This is a genomic window from Enterococcus sp. DIV1094, assembly GCF_017316305.2.
Classification (GTDB): domain Bacteria; phylum Bacillota; class Bacilli; order Lactobacillales; family Enterococcaceae; genus Enterococcus_B; species Enterococcus_B mangumiae.
In genome coordinates, this window is sequence record NZ_CP147250.1 from 2,423,376 (window position 1) to 2,442,716 (window position 19,341).

At 38.2% G+C, this 19,341-nt stretch carries 20 protein-coding genes; 17 read left to right on the forward strand and 3 right to left on the reverse strand.

The features are described 5' to 3' along the window. Positions 1–159 precede the first annotated feature (159 nt). Positions 160–1,095 carry an alpha/beta fold hydrolase gene (locus tag DOK79_RS11565; RefSeq protein ID WP_206859314.1) on the reverse strand — a complete coding sequence of 312 codons (936 nt, stop codon included), beginning with the start codon at positions 1,093–1,095 and terminating at the stop codon, positions 160–162. Between the two features lie 791 nt (positions 1,096–1,886). Between DOK79_RS11565 and DOK79_RS11570 the strand changes: the two genes are divergently transcribed. The 3 genes from DOK79_RS11570 to DOK79_RS11580 all read left to right on the forward strand — a co-directional run bounded on the left by DOK79_RS11570 (position 1,887) and on the right by DOK79_RS11580 (position 3,665). Continuing rightward, on the forward strand, positions 1,887–2,393 hold the full coding sequence (locus DOK79_RS11570) for a GNAT family N-acetyltransferase (RefSeq protein ID WP_206859313.1): 507 nt from the start codon (positions 1,887–1,889) through the stop codon (positions 2,391–2,393). An 84-nt stretch (positions 2,394–2,477) separates the two neighbouring features. Beyond that, a complete protein-coding gene (locus DOK79_RS11575; RefSeq protein ID WP_206859312.1) occupies positions 2,478–2,861 on the forward strand; it encodes a GNAT family N-acetyltransferase in 384 nt (127 codons plus the stop codon). 42 nt (positions 2,862–2,903) lie between these two features. Then, positions 2,904–3,665 carry a class I SAM-dependent DNA methyltransferase gene (locus DOK79_RS11580; protein ID WP_206859311.1) on the forward strand — a complete coding sequence of 254 codons (762 nt, stop codon included), beginning with the start codon at positions 2,904–2,906 and terminating at the stop codon, positions 3,663–3,665. Positions 3,666–3,807: 142 nt separating this feature from the next. Here DOK79_RS11580 and DOK79_RS11585 read toward each other — a convergent pair whose 3' ends face one another. Then, positions 3,808–5,103: an ISL3 family transposase gene (locus tag DOK79_RS11585; RefSeq protein WP_206859623.1), complete on the reverse strand. Its 1,296-nt coding sequence runs from the start codon at positions 5,101–5,103 to the stop codon at positions 3,808–3,810. A gap of 210 nt (positions 5,104–5,313) precedes the next feature. Then, positions 5,314–6,195: a YitT family protein gene (locus DOK79_RS11590; protein ID WP_206857573.1), complete on the reverse strand. Its 882-nt coding sequence runs from the start codon at positions 6,193–6,195 to the stop codon at positions 5,314–5,316. A 239-nt stretch (positions 6,196–6,434) separates the two neighbouring features. Here DOK79_RS11590 and DOK79_RS11595 point away from each other — a divergent pair, with 239 nt between their 5' ends. The 14 genes from DOK79_RS11595 (at position 6,435) to lepB (ending at position 19,325) form a co-directional block, all read left to right on the forward strand. Beyond that, a complete protein-coding gene (locus DOK79_RS11595; protein WP_206857571.1) occupies positions 6,435–6,806 on the forward strand; it encodes a nucleotide pyrophosphohydrolase in 372 nt (123 codons plus the stop codon). Next, positions 6,793–7,998, forward strand: coding sequence for a CCA tRNA nucleotidyltransferase (locus DOK79_RS11600; protein WP_206857569.1), 1,206 nt, complete (start codon positions 6,793–6,795; stop codon positions 7,996–7,998). The genes DOK79_RS11595 and DOK79_RS11600 overlap by 14 nt, the downstream gene beginning before the upstream one ends. Positions 7,999–8,214: 216 nt before the next feature. Continuing rightward, positions 8,215–8,670 (forward strand): hypothetical protein, encoded by a 456-nt coding sequence (locus DOK79_RS11605; protein ID WP_010735761.1) that lies wholly within the window; start codon positions 8,215–8,217, stop codon positions 8,668–8,670. A gap of 224 nt (positions 8,671–8,894) precedes the next feature. Next, positions 8,895–9,170 carry a hypothetical protein gene (locus DOK79_RS11610; protein WP_206857568.1) on the forward strand — a complete coding sequence of 92 codons (276 nt, stop codon included), beginning with the start codon at positions 8,895–8,897 and terminating at the stop codon, positions 9,168–9,170. Between the two features lie 12 nt (positions 9,171–9,182). Further along, on the forward strand, positions 9,183–11,279 hold the full coding sequence (locus tag DOK79_RS11615; RefSeq protein WP_206857566.1) for a cation:proton antiporter: 2,097 nt from the start codon (positions 9,183–9,185) through the stop codon (positions 11,277–11,279). A gap of 204 nt (positions 11,280–11,483) precedes the next feature. Beyond that, positions 11,484–13,370 (forward strand): ABC-F family ATP-binding cassette domain-containing protein, encoded by a 1,887-nt coding sequence (locus DOK79_RS11620; RefSeq protein WP_339092129.1) that lies wholly within the window; start codon positions 11,484–11,486, stop codon positions 13,368–13,370. Between the two features lie 11 nt (positions 13,371–13,381). Next, entirely contained in the window at positions 13,382–14,329 is a 948-nt protein-coding gene (locus DOK79_RS11625) for a thymidylate synthase (protein ID WP_206857557.1), read from the forward strand. 14 nt (positions 14,330–14,343) lie between these two features. Continuing rightward, positions 14,344–14,856: a dihydrofolate reductase gene (locus DOK79_RS11630; protein ID WP_206857555.1), complete on the forward strand. Its 513-nt coding sequence runs from the start codon at positions 14,344–14,346 to the stop codon at positions 14,854–14,856. A gap of 249 nt (positions 14,857–15,105) precedes the next feature. Then, positions 15,106–15,948, forward strand: coding sequence for a DegV family protein (locus DOK79_RS11635; protein WP_206857552.1), 843 nt, complete (start codon positions 15,106–15,108; stop codon positions 15,946–15,948). Between the two features lie 247 nt (positions 15,949–16,195). Next, positions 16,196–17,092 (forward strand): SGNH/GDSL hydrolase family protein, encoded by an 897-nt coding sequence (locus DOK79_RS11640; RefSeq protein ID WP_206857550.1) that lies wholly within the window; start codon positions 16,196–16,198, stop codon positions 17,090–17,092. Further along, entirely contained in the window at positions 17,085–17,741 is a 657-nt protein-coding gene (locus DOK79_RS11645; RefSeq protein WP_206857548.1) for a YpmS family protein, read from the forward strand. The genes DOK79_RS11640 and DOK79_RS11645 overlap by 8 nt, the downstream gene beginning before the upstream one ends. A gap of 31 nt (positions 17,742–17,772) precedes the next feature. Beyond that, positions 17,773–18,291 carry a peptide-methionine (S)-S-oxide reductase MsrA gene (msrA, locus tag DOK79_RS11650; RefSeq protein ID WP_206857547.1) on the forward strand — a complete coding sequence of 173 codons (519 nt, stop codon included), beginning with the start codon at positions 17,773–17,775 and terminating at the stop codon, positions 18,289–18,291. Further along, positions 18,288–18,515, forward strand: a complete 228-nt coding sequence (locus DOK79_RS11655; protein WP_206857545.1) for a YozE family protein — start codon at positions 18,288–18,290, stop codon at positions 18,513–18,515. Before msrA ends, DOK79_RS11655 begins: the two co-directional genes overlap by 4 nt. A gap of 258 nt (positions 18,516–18,773) precedes the next feature. Continuing rightward, positions 18,774–19,325, forward strand: a complete 552-nt coding sequence (lepB, locus tag DOK79_RS11660) for a signal peptidase I (protein ID WP_206857543.1) — start codon at positions 18,774–18,776, stop codon at positions 19,323–19,325. Positions 19,326–19,341: the final 16 nt, after the last annotated feature.

The following is a 19,341-nucleotide window of genomic DNA, read 5'->3' on the forward strand; positions in this document are numbered from 1 at the left end:
ATGTATAGCTCTGACAAGTAAGTATCAACATAAAAAACTATAGAATCTATAAACCTAGCACACCTTGCATATACTTTGTAGAGGTGTGCTAGGTTTTATCATGTTTTTTAGATCATTTGAAGGCTTTCGGTTGCGAATTTCCTATAGAAGTATATATCATCAAATTTGTGTCAAAATATCTTTGATTGCTTCGCTAAATTCCTGCGGTTGATCGGTATCTACGAAATGGCCGGCATTGCTGATCCAGTAAAGATCTTTGACAGGGGCGTTGATCGTATCAAAGTATTTTTTTGCGATAACGCTTGAAGTCCAATCATCTTTTTCGCCAAGAATATAAAATACAGGTACCTGATAAGTTGTCATATGTGTGATGTCATATTGGTACTCAACTTCTGCGATTAGTTTTGAATCATACTTTGCACCTTTAGGAAATTGAAGGAAATCTTTGAAACCTAAGATGGGGCTTTTTTTGAAAATCGCCATGTAGTCGTTGTAGTAATAGCCATACTTCAGTTGAAGTTCGGATAATACATTGACGCCTTTGGTAAATTCTTCTCTGTTGACAGAAGGAAATGATGGGTTCACAGTATTAATTTTTTTGATATCTTTTTTACTACCATTTTTTAAAACATTACTTTTTAAAGTTGTATAAAAGTGCTGATCTTGTGCGTTTACATCAGTGACTACGCCATAAGCGATAAATGCCAGTACTTCCTCTGGATATTTTTCTAAGAAGCTTGCGCCTAACATGCTTCCAAAAGAGTGCCCGCATAAGATCACTCTGTCAGTTTTATATTTTCGTTTCAAGTGTCGAACGGTTTCTCGTAGGTCTTCGATCATCAATTTCCATGTGTGGTGCTTGAGTTTTGTTTTACTTTTGATTTGTGTCTTTCCAGAACCGCGCTGATCATAATAAACCACATGACAAAAATTAAGATAAGGCTCGAGATAATAGCTAATATAAGAATTTGGGGCACCAGGTCCACCATGTAGCATCAATAAAACATCTTTGCTTCCTTCTTTTGGATAGTGCAACATGTATTGTGAAAGTCCATTGATGTTTATGTACTCTGTTTGAAAGTTTTTGGTTGTCATTGCTTTTCCTCCGTATCGTCTGCATCCTTCTTTCTTTTGTGAAACGTTTTCAACACTCTGTACAAAAGTTGGTTTATTTAATTTCTAACAAAAAAATGTTGAGAAATCATACACTATAAATATCATGATAGCGGAATTAATTTCATCTGACAAATGATTTTAAAAAGTTACCACTCAGATAAATCCGAGAAACTGGCAAAAAATTATTCAAGTACAGTACCTAGTTTCGAGGACTCCCAAATAAAAAGACTTTAAAAAGGTTTTTAAAAATAAGTTAGAATGTTATGAATACTGACATAGTTGACTGTTTGAACGAATTCTAGGTTATATTCTTGGTACCTCGCACGTTAAAGATTTTTATGAGAGTTATCAATGTAGTTCATAAAGCTTTCTCTTCGGATAAAAAAATATGAATCAAATTGAAAGTACTATATGGTACGATCCTGTATAAGGAAGTGCTACTGATTTTACCTATTCATACAAAGGAGATACTACATAAAGTAAAAAAGTGTATGAATTGGTATTCCATGGTGGGAATGTCAGAGCATGTTCTATAAAGAAATATACTCCATTATTTTTATTGAGGTTATTTAAAAAAATATAATCGTGGTATCTCATCTATTTTATTGACGTATGAAAAAGATGAATTCAATTTAGGCAAATTTTTATATAAAATTAATAAGATTAGCATGATAAAGTTTTAGCCTTTCTAGAATGAAATCCCTTTTTCATACCTATTTATAGTGTTAAGTTAAATGTAGCATAAATTCTATCCAAGGAGATTTTTACAAATGAAAAATCAAAATGTTCTGATACAGCCTTTTACACCCTCAGATTTACCCCTATTCGAAAGCTGGTTGGAGAAACCGTTTATTTACAAATGGTTTTGTCCTTCTGGAGAAGCGGATAAACAAGATTGGTTAGATGAAATGGCTGATATTTCAGAAAGTGAACAGATCAATCAATTTGTGATTGTTTTGAATAATCAAAAGATTGGATTTGCGCAATGTATCGATATCTCTACAGTTCCAGATTATGTGGAGGAAGTTTATAGTGATTTAACTGGAACACTCGTAGAAAACCAAGCTTATGAGTTGAGCTATCTCATCGGGGAAGAATCTTTGTTGGGAAAAGGTTTAGGCAAAATGATGATCCAACGCTTGGTTGAAGAAGTGAAAAAGAGGGGTGGTCGTCTAGTATTAGCTGACCCAGGAGAAGAGAATACTCCTTCCGTCCGAGTTTTGGTGAGCAATGGTTTTGTTAAATTCAAAGATGGCGATTATCGGAAGGATCTTTAGAAAGTAAGCAAGTGTTTCTGTTTTTAGTTTCCACTTTCATGTTTAAAACTAAAAATCTACTTTTTCATAGGGGAGAAAAAAGAAATGAAAATAAAAGAATATACCTCAGACTACCAAGATCAGCTATTTGAGCTATTCAAAAAGGAAGGGGAGGAGTGGGGCTACTGGTTGCCAGAAAATCAAGCAAACTACGTGGAGGCTTTAGAGAAATCCGTCACGTATATCGTAGTAGAAAACGATCAAATTATTGGTTTTGTTAGAACACTCAATGATTTTGTGATTTGGATCGTCGATTTACTCGTTCATAAGGAGCATCGAGGGAGAGCTATTGGCAAACAATTGATGACCTACGTCTGTGAACAGTTTCCTAATAAAGAGGTCTATGTTTCGGGAGCGAATGATGCACTTCCTTATTATAAGAAATTAGGCTATGAACCAGAAGGTGTCGTTTATCAGGTCAAAGCGTAAGCACTTGTTTTTTACATCAAATCAAGTACGAGGAGTGAAATAATGGCTAATTCATATGGGAAACTATCCGCAGAGGTATATGAAATCGATAAAGATATTGATCGACCATACAGTGATGTTGATTATTATTATGAACGATTAAAAGATGTCCGAGGAAAAATCTTGGAGCCGGCAGCTGGAAATGGTCGGATTTTGATTCCATTGTTGGAAAAAGGTTTGGACATTGAAGGGTTTGATTTTTCAGAGTACATGTTGGCTTTATTAAAAGAAAACTGTCGCAAAAAAGGACTTGACCCTAAAATCTATCAATTAGATATGACTAATTTCTCACTGGATCAAACCTATGAAGCTGTGATTGTTCCTATTGGTTCTTTTTTGCTGTTGGATGAATTAGAGAAAGCCATGGCTGCATTGACGTGCTTCTACCAGCATCTTGAAAATAATGGTAAGCTGATCTTGGATATTTTTCTGCCGGAGAGCTTTGAAAAAGGTTTTGTTGGCGAAAGAATCTTTACGAATGCGCAAAATGATCTGATTACGTTAGAAGAAAAATTAGTAAAGGTTGATCCAATCAAGCAAGTGATAACTTACCACAATCGTTATGAAAAGTATCAGGAAGGCAAGATGACTGAATCAGAGCTTGAGATCTTTCCATTAAAATGGTACGGAGTAGAAGAGTTTCGTTTGCTTTTGGAAAAAGTCGGTTTCAAAGATATTGTGGTTTCAGCAGACCATCACTTCCGAGAATATCCGCAAAATAATTCTCAGACAATCACGTTTGAAGCTACGAAAATCATAGAATAAGCTTCGCATGAATAACGAAAAAAGCTACTATCTTAATGGTCAAGATAGTAGTTTTTCTGGCTCTTTGTCAATAAGGACTGATGAGTGCAATCAAGTGAAATCCGGAAGAAGAAGTGAACACTTCTTCTCCGGATTTTCTTCGTTATTTGACGTGAATGACTTGATTCGTCAAAAAGATTCGGATGCGCATGTTCTCAAATGATTTAAAGCCATAAGACACTCGTTTGAGTGTTTTGATGTGGGTGTTTTTTGCTTCAATTTTCCCATTAGAGTAAGGATAAATCAAAGAATGACGAATCCCTTCTTCATAGCTCAGAAGATTTTGTAGTTTTAGCCGAAATTCTTTATCTAATGTTTCTGGTAACTGATGCAAGAGAGTGAAAAATGACTCGTGGTCTTTGTCACGAAAGGCATCCGCTAGTTCATGGAACGCTTGATAGGCGACTTTCAAGGCAGTTGAAGCACTTAATAAACGGTCAAGCACCATGGCTTCTGTCAGGTAAGGATACTTTGGGGCACGAAAGCTACGCCAAGTTTTATATTCTGTGTGGTTGATATTCTTCCGATTTTTGGTGAGTAAGCGCCAATGGCTTTTTAATTTCCTTGGCATTGTCCGATTGCCCGAAGCAATCAGGCGTTTCATTTCACGGACACGAAAATCTTGGAACGCTTGATTCATGTGTTTGATCACATGAAAACGATCAATGACCAGTTTGGCATGAGGAAATACTTTTTTTGTTAGTTGAAAATACGCCGCATTCATATCAGTAACTAAATAGTCGACGTCAGATGGATTCACACATGTCTGGAAATAAGTGGTCAACCGAGACAATTTTCGAGTGGGTAAGATATCAACTAATTGCCCGGTTTCCCCATCGGCACAAATAAAACTCATCTTATCTTCTGAGGATACATGGGAACGAAATTCATCGACCATCAATACTTTGGGCAGGTGGCGCTTGGCTTGTTTTGGTAAATAGGTTTTTAACGACTTCAAAATACGCGTCACCGTTGGAATAGACACCTGGCAATGCTTTGCGATAAAAGATAAGGAGACCTTTTCGGTGAGTAAAGCAATGATTTTCATTTTTACATGCTCGGCAATCGAATGATTTGGCCGAACAAAATAGCTTTGGGCTGTCCAATGGGTATGGCAGTTTCTACAGTGATAACGTTGTTTCTTCAGCCGCATGATTAGCGGTAAATGGTTGAATTGATCGAAACGAATGCAGGTCATTTTCTTGCCATTTTTGACAATGACCGTTTTCCCCTTCGAATCTCTCACGGCAGAGCCACAAGTCAAACAAGCAGAAGTAGGAGGAGCTAACACTGCGTCAATAACTAAAGTATTGGTTTGATGGAACGTTTCGTAAGAAACATCTTGGATGGTTAAATATTTATCTGTTAATCGGAGCATTTTTTTGATAGAATTTTCCATAGAGCATATCGTCCTCTCAGTTGTTTATTTTGTGGTGATTTAATCATACTAGAGAACGATATGTTTTTTAATACCCAAAAAGAAAAAGTGGACTGACGAATCAGAATTGATTCATCAGTCCACTTTATTATAGAGCCGTTTTTCTACTTGATATAAAAATATTATTAGTCTCATATGCAACTTTTGATCAGAAAATAAAAGCTATAGGGTTTAATTCATCATTTTTTTAAACCGCTTTGTCTGGGGCTTGAGATACGTAAAACCTTCTCCTTCGACTTCATGAACATTCAAGACCGAAAGAAAGGCATGTTCATCTATTTCGTTGATGATACGTTTCACTTCGTTCAATTCACGTGAACTAACGACCATATAGATCATTTTTTTGTCGATACCAGAAAAGCCGCCTTCTCCATGTAAAAATGTGACCCCTCGTTGTAGCCCAGTCATCAACAACGGTGCGATTTCTTCGCTTTTATTTGAGACAACCAAGATTCCTTTTGCAGAATAACCGCCGTCAAGAATCGAGTCGATCACACGGCTAAAGACGTAGGAGACGATCAAGGTATACATCATGCGCTTCAAGTCGATATACGTCAATGAAGCAAGTAAAACCATGACGTCTAAAGCTAAGAGCGAACGTCCCATGGAGATCCCGTGATTTTTTTCGAGAATGCGAGCGATGATATCACTTCCTCCAGTTGTACCACCCATGCGATAGACGATTCCACTGCCGACACCGGCAATCAGCCCGGCAAGTAAGGAGACGATCAGTAAGTCATGTTCTAAGTTGATTTGTAAAGGAATCCTTTGCCAAATCCATAAAAAGACAGAGAGCGAAACGGTACCTAAGACAGTATAGGCGAGTGCGCGTCTGCCTAAGATTTTTCCGCCTAGTAGAATCAAAGGGATATTGATCACCAAAGTAGAATAAGCCGGGTCGATATGAAAAAGAGCACGTAAAATCAGTGTGATACCTGAAACTCCGCCTTCTGCTAAATTATTGGCAATGTTTAAATACACTAGTCCAAAAGCATAAATACTTGTTCCTAAAATAATAAAAAAAACTTCTTTCATCGTTTTCAATGATGTCATCGAATCCCCACTTTCTACTATTTAATATGATTGATCCTGCAACAAGCGACCTTTGACATGAAACGTTCGATCGGGAAATTGGTCTTTTTTATTTTAAATAGAAAGACTAAGTTCGCTTGGCACTAAGAATTAATTAAGTATACCTAACATAATGTAGCACGTATTCTTTGTTTTCACAATTGCACTTCTTGGGGTTTTGCTGTAAAGTTTTTTAGGAAGAGAGGATTGGAGGATTCTTAATGAATGAAGAGCGTTCACTAAAAAGTATGCAGCAAGAAGTCGATGCATACATCCAGCAATTCAAGGTTGGGTACTTTTCGCCATTGGCTCAGATGGCACGGTTAACTGAAGAAGTAGGAGAGTTGGCACGAGAAGTCAACCACTCATATGGAGAAAAGAGCAAAAAAGCGACAGAGCCTAGTAACTCAGTTGCAGAAGAATTAGGCGATGTTTTATTTGTAACAATGATCATGGCGAATTCATTAGATATTGATTTAACAACAGTATTTGAAAAAAATATGGCGAAGTTCAATCAAAGAGACCACCATCGGTTTGCTCGAAAAGATGACGAACAAACTGAAGATAGAAGGAGTAAAAATGAGACTAAGTGAATTACCGATCGAATACCAAAAAGCGATCCCAGTATTAAAAAAAATAGAAGCTGCTGGATTTGAAGCGTACTTTGTGGGTGGCAGTGTGCGTGATACTTTATTAGGTCAAAAAATCCACGACGTCGATATTGCGACGAGTGCTTTTCCAGAAGAAATCAAGCAACTGTTCCCCAAAACGATCGATATCGGGATCGAACATGGCACGGTCCTTGTCTTGCATGAAGAGGAACAGTATGAGATCACGACATTTCGTACAGAATCAACGTATCAGGATTATCGACGTCCGGATAGCGTTTCGTTTGTTCGTACATTAGAAGAGGATCTGAAACGGCGAGATTTTACGATCAATGCGTTTGCGCTGAAAGAGGATGGGGAGATCATTGATTTATTCGATGGCTTAGCTGATTTGGAAAATCAGGTATTACGAGCTGTTGGTCGACCTTTTGAGCGATTCCACGAAGATGCATTGCGCATGATGCGTGGCCTTCGTTTTGTTAGTCAATTAGGATTCAAGTTGGAAGCGGAAACCGCCAAGGCGATTGAAGATAATCATGCCTTGTTGGAAAAAATTTCTGTTGAACGAATGAATGTTGAATTTATCAAAATGCTTTTGGGGAATTTTCGTACGAACGGATTGACAGCTTTTGTTGAAACGAAATGTTACATCTATTGTCCGCAATTGAAGGAAGAGGGCGAAGGATTATTGCGGTTTGCTGATTTACCGTCTGTGCCATTAAAAAAAGAAAGCCAAGCATGGGCGTTACTGCTTAATCAAATCGGTCGTTCAGAGCAAGAGGTAGCACCGTTCTTGAAAGCATGGAAATGTTCAAACCAAATGATCCGTGAGGTACAGCGTTTGGTCAAGGGATTGACGAAACGATTAGAACGGCCTTTAACGCCTTTAGAGATCTATCATCTTGGCAAAGAAGCATCGCTTGATGTGGAAGAATTGATGATCTACTTTGACCAAACACCGGATACAACAACTGTCATCGATAGCTATGAGGCGCTACCGATCAAGTCACTGAGTGAGTTAGCGATCGATGGAAAAGTCCTATTAGCTGCAAGTGAGAAAAAACCAGGAAAATGGGTCAGTGAGGCTTTAGGACTTGCGGAATCAGCTGTAGTGAATAATCAGGTAAAAAATGAAGAGGCTGATTTACTGGCTTACCTGAAAGAGCAACAAGTCTAGTGATCATTTGTTGAGTAAGAGGGGACATGGAAGTTATCTATAGAAGCATCTTTCTTTTATTCAAGATGTTTCCCCATGCCCTCCTTTTCTTTTAGATGAGGATTGTTATCAAAAAAGCATGCAGAAAAGCAAACATGAGAGATGACCACTCTTGTTGTTTTATGCTAAACTAGTAATGGAACAGAATATAATGCGTCAAAAAAGGAGATTTTTTTAATGAGCAAAGAAATGACAGCGCTAAAATTTTATTTCCGTAACGGCGAAACATGGACAATCAATCGTCGTCATATCGGCGACCTTTGGATCAAACAAATCACAACAAGTTTTGGCCGTATCAATGGGAGCGAATTTATCGAGATCCATCCATGTGCAGGCTTTAAAATCGAGATTTTCCATGAAGGCGATTCAGTAGCTACTCATGATATCAATCTAGGTGGTTTGGAAATGGGTATGTTCAATCGCGCATTGAAATATGAAGATATCGAACGTATGGAAATCTTGTATCGCAATGGTACACCTGACCTTGTATACTTCCCTTACTTGGACAAAGGAACAGAGGGATTAGATAACCAATACCAATCAACAAAAATCAGTGAAAAAACTGGTAACCTATATATTGTGATCAACCCGGAACAACGTGTTGACGATGTTTACGGTGAGTATTTCGAATAGGATCGCTCATCAATAAAAATAGCACGTACAAAACTTTTGAATAGGTTTTGTACGTGCTTTTCTTCTATTTTTTTAAAATTACAATTGATATTTTATGGTGATTGGACTAGAATGAGCTTCTGGAATCAAAACCAATAAGTAATCGTAAAGGTAGGAAGTTTTTAGTTGCATTCTAAAAACATTTTGCTATAATTGGTGCAGTTTGAATATAGGAGATCTTGAAAATGAGAGAAAGTTTTGAAGAACAAAAAAAACGGTTGGTAGATCATTATGGTTCTTTTTCAATGGAAGATCGTCGTCAAATCTTGTGTAAATTGCGTAAAAGAAATATTTTGATGTATCGTCAATTGGAACGTTTGAAACATGACTTGTTACGTTTGGAGTCAAAACGTGTGCAATGTGAGTTAGATGGACGAGTGACTCAAGCTGAAGTTGTAGAAAGTAAAATTTTAAAGAAAAAAGAGCAATATTTGAAAGTTCTTGCACAAAATAAAAAATAAAGGGGATCAAGCATGGAATTTGCAGAGTTAGTGATTGTCTTTGCAGTCACGATCACGCTATCCAATATAGCAAGTCGTATCTTGCCGATGATCCCTGCACCACTGATCCAAATATTTCTTGGCGTGGTCTTAGGATTGACCGAATGGGGTGAATCCATTAATTTTGAACCCGAGTTATTTTTAGTGATGATTATCGCACCCTTACTTTTTAGAGAAGGAGAAAAAGCAGATATCGCTTCGATCTTGAAAAATTTCGATACGATATTATTTCTAGCTTTTGGTGGCGTGATTTTGACTTTGATTGGCGTTGGAGCAACGTTGTCCTTTCTGTTACCGAGTGTTCCTTTAGCCGCTTGTTTTGCTTTTGGTGCGGCGTTAGGTCCGACAGATGCGGTCGCAGTCAGTTCGCTCTCTACGCGCGTGAACATTCCGAAAAAAGCGATGCATATTTTAGAAGGTGAAGGGTTACTGAATGATGCTTCTGGTGTAACAGCCTTCCAATTTGCTTTAGCTGCTTTGATCACGGGATCGTTTTCTGCGGTAAATGCAGGCGTGACATTGATCTTATCAAGTATTGGCGGGGCAGTCGTCGGCTTTTTACTTGTATGGGTGAAAAGAAAGATCATTGGTTTGATCGAGAAGGCTTCTGCACGCGACGTGACTGGTTACTTATTGATTGAATTGTTGTTACCTTTCTTAGCGTATGTTTTAGCCGAAGTCTTTCATGTTTCAGGAATTATTGCAGCAGTGGTTGCAGGGGTATTGCAAGCCTCAGGATTCAAAAAAATATCGGTGTTTGATGCGGAGTTATCAACGTTGTCAAATAGTACCTGGACAACGATCGCCTTCACATTGAATGCGCTGGTATTTATCTTTTTAGGAATCGAACTAACACAAGTCTTTACGCCAGTTTGGGGAGATGGCTTATATCCGAATCACTTGTTGTTGATGATCATCTTATTGATCTCGATCATGCTGTTCGTGATTCGCTTTGTTTCGATCAGTTTGTTTTACATGTTCAAAGGCGGCTTTAAAAGCTTCAAAAAACAATTGAATGAAGTCTTGATTTTAACCTTTGGCGGGGTAAAAGGAACAGTCAGTTTAGCAACTATTTTCATTTTGCCATTCACGATCAATCAAATGGCATTTAATCAACGTTCATTGCTCTTGTTTTTAACTGCGGGAGTTATTTTAGTGACATTGATCATTGGGATCATCGTGTTGCCGATGTTGACTGAAACAGAAGAAGCAGCAACGACTGACTTAAAAGCATTGATGATCTTAGAAGAAGTCATTGAAACATTACGTGTCGAAAAAGAAGTGGAAGAACCAGGATCAAAAGAATATTTAGCGATAGAAGCAGTGATTGAGACCTATCAGGAAAGAATCAGTGAACTTTATTTATCTGATTTAAGTGGGGACGAGAAACAAGAAGTACAAGAAATCCAAGCATTGATTTTATCCATTGAACGAGATGGGTTGGATGAACGTTATCGTTCTGGTAAGCTGTCTTCCAACGGTTATCGTTTTTATTCAAGATTTCTTGCAAATTTCGAGCATTCGATCACGAGCCAAATATTGTCGTTCATTGGTTTTTGGTTCATTGTTGTACGCAGATTGATGCGTATCGTTCTTCATCCTAAGATGTTTTGGCAAAGACGTCAAACCGATCGGCAAACGATGATCTCAGAAAAAGATATTCAAGAAATCCGAGAGACGTATCAAAAGAATACACAATTGATCATCGAAAGTTTAGAGAATCTTACGGACGTGTACGATGATACGATGATTGGGTTCTTTATCGAACAAAGAAAAGCTCAAGGCATTCGGATGATGAGTGGCAACTTGATTTCCACTTGGATGATCCAACAAGATCGGTTATTTACGAAAAAACTGTTAAGAGGCTATTATTTAGAAAGAAAAGTGATTGATGAGTATGAAGTAGCAGAAACGATCACGACTTTTTCTGCGAATGAGTACAGAAGAAATATCAATCTGTTGGAGTCTTATACCATGAATCAGCCAACAGAACGTTTTTCATTCCGATTTGCTTTTCAAGCGAAAGCCAAAAAACTTCAATTAAAACAAGATCAAGAGAGGAAGCTGTGACAAAACACAGCGCCTCTTTTTTTGCTGAAAATGTGACAGAAAAAGGGTTGAACTGGGCGCGTCTGTAATCTAGTTTATTGGGTTTTAAATAGGGAGAGAGGACGAATGTCTCCGACTAAATCAAAAAATAGAATAATCGAAAAAAAAAATTATCTTTTATCCAATTGATTTATGTTACAATATCCAAGATAAGGGGGAGTACTGGTGAAAGAGCTAAAAATAACTGACCTCAAAAAAACATATGGAGAAAAAGAGTTATTCAATCAGATTTCCTTTTTGATCCATGAACATGATCGTATTGGTTTGATTGGCACCAACGGAACTGGTAAAACAAGTCTTTTGAATATTATTGCTGGACTTGACAGTGGAGATGGTGATCAACAGACTGTTTTTTATCCAAATGATTACCGTATCGGATATTTGTCGCAAACCGATTCTTTTTCAGAAGATGATACGGTCCTACAAGCTGTTTTTCAGGGCAAGAGCCCATTGATCCAAACCGTGCGACTCTATGAGGAAGCGTTGATTGCATTAGCCGAAAATGGTGATGATGAAGCAGTCCAAAGACGATACGCATTGGCAGAAGAGCGAATGAATAAAGACGATGCTTGGACAACGGATACGAATGCCAAGATCATTTTACAAAAATTAGGGATCAACCAATTAGAAAAGAAAATCGGAGAGCTTTCGGGTGGGCAAAAAAAGCGTGTTAGCTTAGCACAAGTCTTAATCGATGAACCGGATCTTTTGTTACTTGATGAGCCGACGAACCACTTAGATTATGCAGCGATCGAATGGTTGGAATCGTATTTGAAACAATATCGTGGGGCCTTATTGATGGTGACCCATGATCGTTATTTCTTAGATCGTGTGACGAATCGGATCTTCGAACTTGCTTTTGGAAATCTTTATGAATACAAAGGCAATTACGAAGCCTACCTTATAGAAAAAGCCGAGCGAGACCGTGTCGAAGTTGAACAAGAAGAAAAGCGTAAACGGTTATATAAGCAAGAGCTTTCTTGGATGCGTGCGGGTGTACAAGCTCGCGGCACGAAACAGCAAGCACGTATCAATCGCTTTGAAGACTTAAAAGAGAACTTATATCAAGTCAATCATGACACAGATATTGAATTAAATATCGCCACACAGCGTTTAGGGAAAAAAGTGATCGAGATCAAGGATGGTTCCTATTCGATCGAGGGAAAACCATTGCTCCAACACTTAGATTTATTGATCCAATCGCGCGAACGGTTAGGGATCACTGGAGAAAACGGCGCAGGAAAATCAACGCTGTTGAATATCTTAGCAGGAAAATTATCTTTAGATAGTGGCAGCTATTCGATCGGTGAAACGGTGCGATTAGCCTACTATACGCAAGAAAATGAAAAAATGTCTCCAGATAAACGGATGATCGCTTATTTACAAGAAGCGGCAGAAGAAGTCCAGACAGCTGATGGGACGCAAATTGGTGTTGCTGAACTATTGGAGCGCTTCTTGTTCCCTAGATTCATGCACGGGACATTGATCCGGAAGCTATCAGGTGGAGAAAAACGCCGCTTGTATTTACTCAAATTATTGATCCAGCAACCGAATGTTTTGTTGCTAGATGAACCGACAAATGATTTAGATATTGCCACCTTGACGATTTTGGAAGATTATTTCCGTACCTTCCCAGGGGCAGTGATCACTGTTTCCCATGACCGTTATTTCTTGGATAAGGTAGTTGATAAACTACTAGTCTTTCAAGGGGATGGCAAACAAGAGCTTTACTATGGCGACATGTCGAGCTACTTAGTCAAACGTAAAGAAGACCAACAAGCGCAACCGGAAAAAGTCAAAGTGAAGACCGAAGAAAAAAAATCTGAGCCAAAGAAAAAACTTTCTTATATGGAACAAAAAGAATGGGCAACGATCGAAGATGATATTGCAGAACTAGAAAATCGTTTGGATGAATTACAAGAAGAAATGAACCATCAAGGTGATGATTTCACACGTTTGCAAGAGTTACAAAAAGAAGTGACCACAACTGAGGAAATGCTAGAAGAAAAAATGTCACGTTGGGAATATTTAAGTGAATGGGCAGATAATTAGGAGGGCATAAGATGGAGCAAGCATATCTTGAACTAGGTGAAAAGTTGTTATCTGAAGGACATGTAAAAGGTGATCGTACGGGGACTGGAACATTGAGTTTATTTGGTTATCAAATGCGGTTTGACCTTCAAAAGGGCTTCCCTTTATTAACGACAAAACGTGTTCCTTTTGGCTTGATCAAAAGTGAACTGTTATGGTTTTTAAAAGGAGATACGAATATCCGCTATCTTTTACAAAATAATAACCATATCTGGGATGAATGGGCATTTGAGCGCTATATCAAAAGCGAGGACTATCAAGGTCCAGACATGACAGATTTTGGTCATCGCAGTTTGTCTGATCCAGAATTCAATAAAGTGTATCAGGAAGAAAGCAAGAAGTTTTGTGAAAAAATCGTCGAAGATGAAGATTTTGCAGCGAAATATGGTGATCTTGGTCATATTTACGGGTATCAATGGCGCCATTGGGAAACGAAAGAAGGCAGTTTCATCGATCAAATCAAAGAAGTGATCGAAGCAATCAAGAAAACACCTGATTCAAGAAGATTGATCGTTTCAGCTTGGAATCCAGAAGATGTGCCAACGATGGCTTTACCGCCTTGTCACACGATGTTCCAGTTTTATGTGAATGACAACAAATTGAGCTGTCAATTGTACCAACGCAGTGGTGATGTATTTTTAGGTGTGCCGTTCAATATTGCTAGTTATGCTTTACTGACACATCTGATTGCGCATGAAACTGGGTTAGAAGTCGGTGAATTTATCCATACTTTAGGGGATGCTCATCTTTATTCAAATCATGTAGAACAAATGAAAGAGCAATTATCTCGAGAAGTTCGTTCGTTTCCGACACTTGTATTGAATACAGAAAAGGATTCTGTGTTCGATTTTGAAATGGATGATATCAAAGTTGAAGGATATGAGCCGCATCCTTCAATCAAGGCACCTATCGCGGTCTAAGAAAGGATGAGAAGATGTTCGCTGCAATCTGGGCACAGGATGAAAATGGTCTGATTGGAAAAGAAGACAAACTTCCATGGCATTTGCCGAATGATTTAAAATTTTTTAAGCAAATGACCGAAGCGAATGTATTGATCATGGGACGAAAAACATTTATGGGGATGGGCGGTAGACCATTACCCAATCGTAAAACGATTGTTTTGACTAGGGACCGTGAATTTACAGCTGAGGGCGTACAAGTGATGCATGATGTCAATGAAGTATTAGCGTATGAAAAAGAAGCAGATGGGATTTTATTCGTTGCTGGAGGATCAGCAATCTATGAAGAATTCTTACCATACTGCACGATTTTATATCGGACAGTGATCCATCATTCTTTCGAAGGAGATACGTATTTTCCTGCCGTTGACTGGGAAGCTTGGTCATTGATCAACATCAGTCCGGGAGAAATCGACGAAAAAAATAGTTATGCGCATCAGTTCGAGACGTATAAACGAAAAGAAGAACACGCAGCTGAAGAGATGTAGCATCTCCTCGCATTTATCGATATAAGCGGCAGCAACCGAGAAAGATTTTCATTCATCTAGGTTGCTGCCGCTTTTTTCATTCGACTAAAAAGAAGGTTGATTTTTGGTTTCGCACGGTTATTTCTCACAGCTGCCTACTTCTGTCACAACCTTATCGAATTTGATGAAAAAACAGAAGTTCTTTGGTATACTGGAAGAGGACCTGCCTGAAAAATGATAGGCACTTTGTGAAAGAAAGAGTGTGAAATAATGACAAACGTAAAAATAGTAACAGATTCTTCTTGTACAATGGAAAAAGCAGTACGAGATCATTTGAACATCCATGTTATGCCATTATCAATAATGATCGATGGTGTTGTATATCCTGATGACGATCAATTAGGCGGAGAGAAATTTATGGAAATGATGGCGAAGTCAAAGGCATTGCCTAAAACAAGCCAACCGCCGATCGGAGAATTTATCTCAACTTATGACGAATTAGGTCAAGACGGGAGTGAAGTGATCTCTATCCATATGACTAAAGGTCTAAGTGGAACGGTTGAAGCAGCAAGACAAGCGAGCAACTTAACAAAAACAAAAGTAACAGTCATCGATAGTGACACGACAGACCAAGGATTATCATTCCAAGTGATCCGCGCGGCTGAAATGGCAAAAGAAGGAAAGTCAGCGGAAGAGATTCTTGCTGAAATCGAGAAGATCAAAAATAATACAAAGCTTTATATCGGTATTTCTACATTGGATAACTTGGTGAAAGGTGGACGTATCAGTCGTGCAACTGGGTTATTATCAAGTATGTTGAATATTCGTGTCGTAATGAATTTTGCTCATTCAGAGTTGATTCCTGTGACAAAAGGTCGTGGGAAAAAGACTTTCGACAAGTGGTTCGAAAGCTTGAAAAAAGAACTGAAGGCTTTGCCAAACGTTCGCCAAATCGGTATCTCTCACGCAGGAGCAAAAGAGCTTGCACGTGAATTCGAAGAGGGATTGAAAGAATTGTTCCCCGATATGGATATCCCCGTATTGCATACAAATCCAGTGATTGCTACCCATACAGGGGAAAATGCTTTCGCAATCATGTATTACGTTGATTGATGGAAGGTAAAAAAGCATAAAGGGACAGATCATTAAAAGACAGACAATTTTGTTTTTTAATGATCTGTATTTTCTAATTTGTCCGAGCGATAACAGTATATGAAAAGGAAGAGGCAACTGAAAGATTTAACAGACTGCGCTTCCTTTGGCAAATGAGAAACAAGCTCTTTCTTTTTTCAGAAAAGGGCTATTTTTTTAATCGAATTTTTGGTAATATAAGTAACAATCATGGTCTAGAGGTGAAAGAATGAAACGAAACAATCAACGATTGATGATCGTTTTGATTCCTTTATTGACCGCAGTTTTTCTGTTTGTCGGACTATCTTTGAGTGTGCCCAAAGCTCAGCCTTTGTTAAAGCCGGCATCATCTGTGACTTCTGAATCGAATCAAAAAGACAAGCTACACTATGTCGCTATCGGCGATTCGTTGACAGAAGGCGTAGGTGACCAAACGAAACAAGGTGGTTTTGTTCCGTTAGTCGCAAATGATATCAAAGACAGATATGGTTTGACAGCCATTGAAATTGAAAACTACGGGGTAAATGGAGAACGAAGCGATCAAATTTTAAAAAGACTGAAAAAAAATGAAGAGATAAAAAGCAATATCGAAACAGCAGATATCATTACTTTGACTGTTGGTGGGAATGATTTAATGAAAGTGATCCAAAACAATCTTTTTGGTATCAGTATTGACTCATTCGATAAACCAATCAAGAAGTATCAAGAAAATGTCAAAGAAATCATTGAAGAGATCCGTTCATTGAATAAACAAGTACCGATCTATATTTTAGGGATCTACAATCCTTTTTATTTGAATTTCCCTGAGATCACGGACATGCAAACGATCGTGGATAATTGGAATGAAGGGACACAACAAGTAGTAGATGAGTCCGCGAATAGCTATTTTATCCCCATTAATGATTTACTGTATCAAGGGTTGAATCAAGAGGTTGGTATCACCGAAGCTTCTGATCAGACAACTTCAAGTGATAGCTCTAGCGGGACTAGAAATAATGTATTATATGAAGAAGATCATTTTCATCCTAATAACTTAGGTTATCAATTGATGGCTAATGCCGTAAGAGATCAATTGATCGAAACGCATGAAAAATGGCTGGTCAAGGGAGGAAACAAGGATGGATAAACGCAGTACGACAGTTGAAACACCAAAAAAGCGTAACTATTGGAAATACGCATTTTTGATCTTATTAGGCGTTATTATCGGTTCAACGATATTTTTAGGTACACGGATCTTTGCCAATCGCGAACCTGATTTGCCAGAAGTGCCAGCGATCACGGAAAGACAAGGCGATCCAGTATTAACAATCAATACACAAAAAGAAAAAGTCAATCAACTCATCAGCTTTTTCTTGACCGATTTTCAAGAAGGGCAAGATATCAAGTACAAATTTTATTTAGAAAATGAAGCATTACTTAATGGAACATTTGAAGTGTTAGGATTTCCGATTGATTTTTACTTGTATTTTGATCCTTATGTAATGGAAAATGGCAATGTTCAGTTAAAAGCAAAAAGCTTATCGATCGGTACGTTGAATTTACCAATCAGAGATGTGATGAATATGATCAAACGAAATTACAAACTACCTGAATGGATCGAGATCAATACGGAAGACTTAACGATCATGTTGCGCTTAGATCAATTCCGTATGCAAAACGGAATGTATATCAAAGCGGATAAAATCGACTTAGTGAATGATGATATCCGATTTAGTTTGTATTTACCAAAAGATTCCTCAACGACAGAAGAAACAACTGAATCAAGTACCAATTAAGCGAAATCTTTATTTTAAAGGAGGAATCAGCATGGAACGAGCAATATTTGCAGGAGGTTGTTTTTGGTGTATGATCCAACCTTTTGATACATTACCTGGCATCCATACGATCATGTCTGGATACACTGGAGGGAATGTGCCAAATCCAACATACGAACAAGTGAAAGCTAAAACAACAGGACACACCGAAGCAGTTGAGATCTTGTATGATCCAGCATTGATCTCATACGAAGAATTGCTTGAACTTTATTGGCAACAAACAGATCCGACAGATGCGTTTGGTCAATTTGAAGACCGTGGCGACAATTATCGCCCTGTGATTTTTTATACCACAGAAGAACAACGACAAAAAGCTGAACAAAGCAAGCAACAACTTGCTGAAAGTGGTCGTTTTATTGACCCGATCGTGACAACGATCGAACCAGCTGAGACGTTTTATTTAGCAGAAGAAGAACATCAAGATTACTACAAAAAAAATCCAGAAAATTTTGAGCGTAATCATGCACGTCGGGCGGCATTTATTGCTGCCAACTGGGAGGGGAACGAATGAATCGTAGCTTCTATCACTATCTGATGACTCTTCGTGGCGGAAAACCGACGGATGCACTATCGACTTTTGCGACAGAAGCGGGCAAGGACATCCAGTTTCCCAAACACAGTACAAGTTATGAAGAAATCTCTGATTATTTAGAAATGAATGTTGACTATTTACCCTCTATGGATATCTTTGATACCGCTTGGGATCATTATTTAGAAAATAACCATCCTGCTTAGTAGCTGAACATACGAACTAAGCGATCAAATGGATGTGGTGAGGCAGACAAGTCCTGCTTTGGAAACCAATTTGGCTCGATCAAAACATTGGAAAAAAGATATTTTGATTGAGCCCAAACATTTCCATAAATGGGGGCTTTTGTCTGTCTTTTTTTATACTAGTTTGTGAATGGCTATTGAACCATTCGCTTTTTCTGTATTTATTTTATATAATACTACTAATAGGTTTAGATTTTACGAGGGATGGATTGATTAGCTTTGACAAAAAAGCAACGTTATATTGACCGTTTTTGGTTATTTTTCAAATTTTTACTTTGTTCCATAGTGATTGCCTTTATTTTGCGTGGATTTATTCTGATCCCAGTACCAGTGGAAGGAAACTCAATGGAGAATGTCCTTAAACAAGGAGACATGGTTGTCATGGAAAAGTTCTCAGAAATCCGACGATTTGATGTTGTTGTTTTCCAACTAGCTGATGGAACGATCTATATCAAAAGGGTCATTGGTCTACCCGGAGAAACGATTAGTTATGAGAACGATCAACTAAAAATCGATGGACAACCAATCGAAGAACCCTATTTAAGCAAAAACATCCGCTCAGATCATGAGAGCGCGCCTTATACCACGGATTTCACATTGGAAGAATTGACAGGTTACACTGAATTATCAGAAGATAGCTATTTCGTTCTAGGAGACAACCGTCGAGTCTCAAAAGACAGCCGCTCGTTTGGGACAATCGCACGAGAGGATATTTTAGGCAAAGCCAGATTTGTTTATTATCCATTACATGAAATCAAATGGATCAGATAAAAAAGAGAAGAAACAT

Bases quoted from the DNA above. Each gene is read 5' to 3' on its own strand.
- DOK79_RS11565 (WP_206859314.1), bottom strand. From the start codon at position 1,095: ATGACAACCAAAAACTTTCAAACAGAGTACATAAACATCAATGGACTT.
- DOK79_RS11655 (WP_206857545.1), top strand. From the start codon at position 18,288: ATGAATCGTAGCTTCTATCACTATCTGATGACTCTTCGTGGCGGAAAA.
- DOK79_RS11615 (WP_206857566.1), top strand. From the start codon at position 9,183: ATGGAATTTGCAGAGTTAGTGATTGTCTTTGCAGTCACGATCACGCTA.
- DOK79_RS11645 (WP_206857548.1), top strand. From the start codon at position 17,085: ATGGATAAACGCAGTACGACAGTTGAAACACCAAAAAAGCGTAACTAT.
- DOK79_RS11570 (WP_206859313.1), top strand. From the start codon at position 1,887: ATGAAAAATCAAAATGTTCTGATACAGCCTTTTACACCCTCAGATTTA.
- DOK79_RS11610 (WP_206857568.1), top strand. From the start codon at position 8,895: ATGAGAGAAAGTTTTGAAGAACAAAAAAAACGGTTGGTAGATCATTAT.
- DOK79_RS11635 (WP_206857552.1), top strand. From the start codon at position 15,106: ATGACAAACGTAAAAATAGTAACAGATTCTTCTTGTACAATGGAAAAA.
- DOK79_RS11590 (WP_206857573.1), bottom strand. From the start codon at position 6,195: ATGACATCATTGAAAACGATGAAAGAAGTTTTTTTTATTATTTTAGGA.
- DOK79_RS11580 (WP_206859311.1), top strand. From the start codon at position 2,904: ATGGCTAATTCATATGGGAAACTATCCGCAGAGGTATATGAAATCGAT.
- DOK79_RS11625 (WP_206857557.1), top strand. From the start codon at position 13,382: ATGGAGCAAGCATATCTTGAACTAGGTGAAAAGTTGTTATCTGAAGGA.
- DOK79_RS11630 (WP_206857555.1), top strand. From the start codon at position 14,344: ATGTTCGCTGCAATCTGGGCACAGGATGAAAATGGTCTGATTGGAAAA.
- DOK79_RS11640 (WP_206857550.1), top strand. From the start codon at position 16,196: ATGAAACGAAACAATCAACGATTGATGATCGTTTTGATTCCTTTATTG.
- DOK79_RS11575 (WP_206859312.1), top strand. From the start codon at position 2,478: ATGAAAATAAAAGAATATACCTCAGACTACCAAGATCAGCTATTTGAG.
- DOK79_RS11595 (WP_206857571.1), top strand. From the start codon at position 6,435: ATGAATGAAGAGCGTTCACTAAAAAGTATGCAGCAAGAAGTCGATGCA.
- DOK79_RS11605 (WP_010735761.1), top strand. From the start codon at position 8,215: ATGAGCAAAGAAATGACAGCGCTAAAATTTTATTTCCGTAACGGCGAA.
- msrA (WP_206857547.1), top strand. From the start codon at position 17,773: ATGGAACGAGCAATATTTGCAGGAGGTTGTTTTTGGTGTATGATCCAA.
- DOK79_RS11600 (WP_206857569.1), top strand. From the start codon at position 6,793: ATGAGACTAAGTGAATTACCGATCGAATACCAAAAAGCGATCCCAGTA.
- DOK79_RS11585 (WP_206859623.1), bottom strand. From the start codon at position 5,103: ATGGAAAATTCTATCAAAAAAATGCTCCGATTAACAGATAAATATTTA.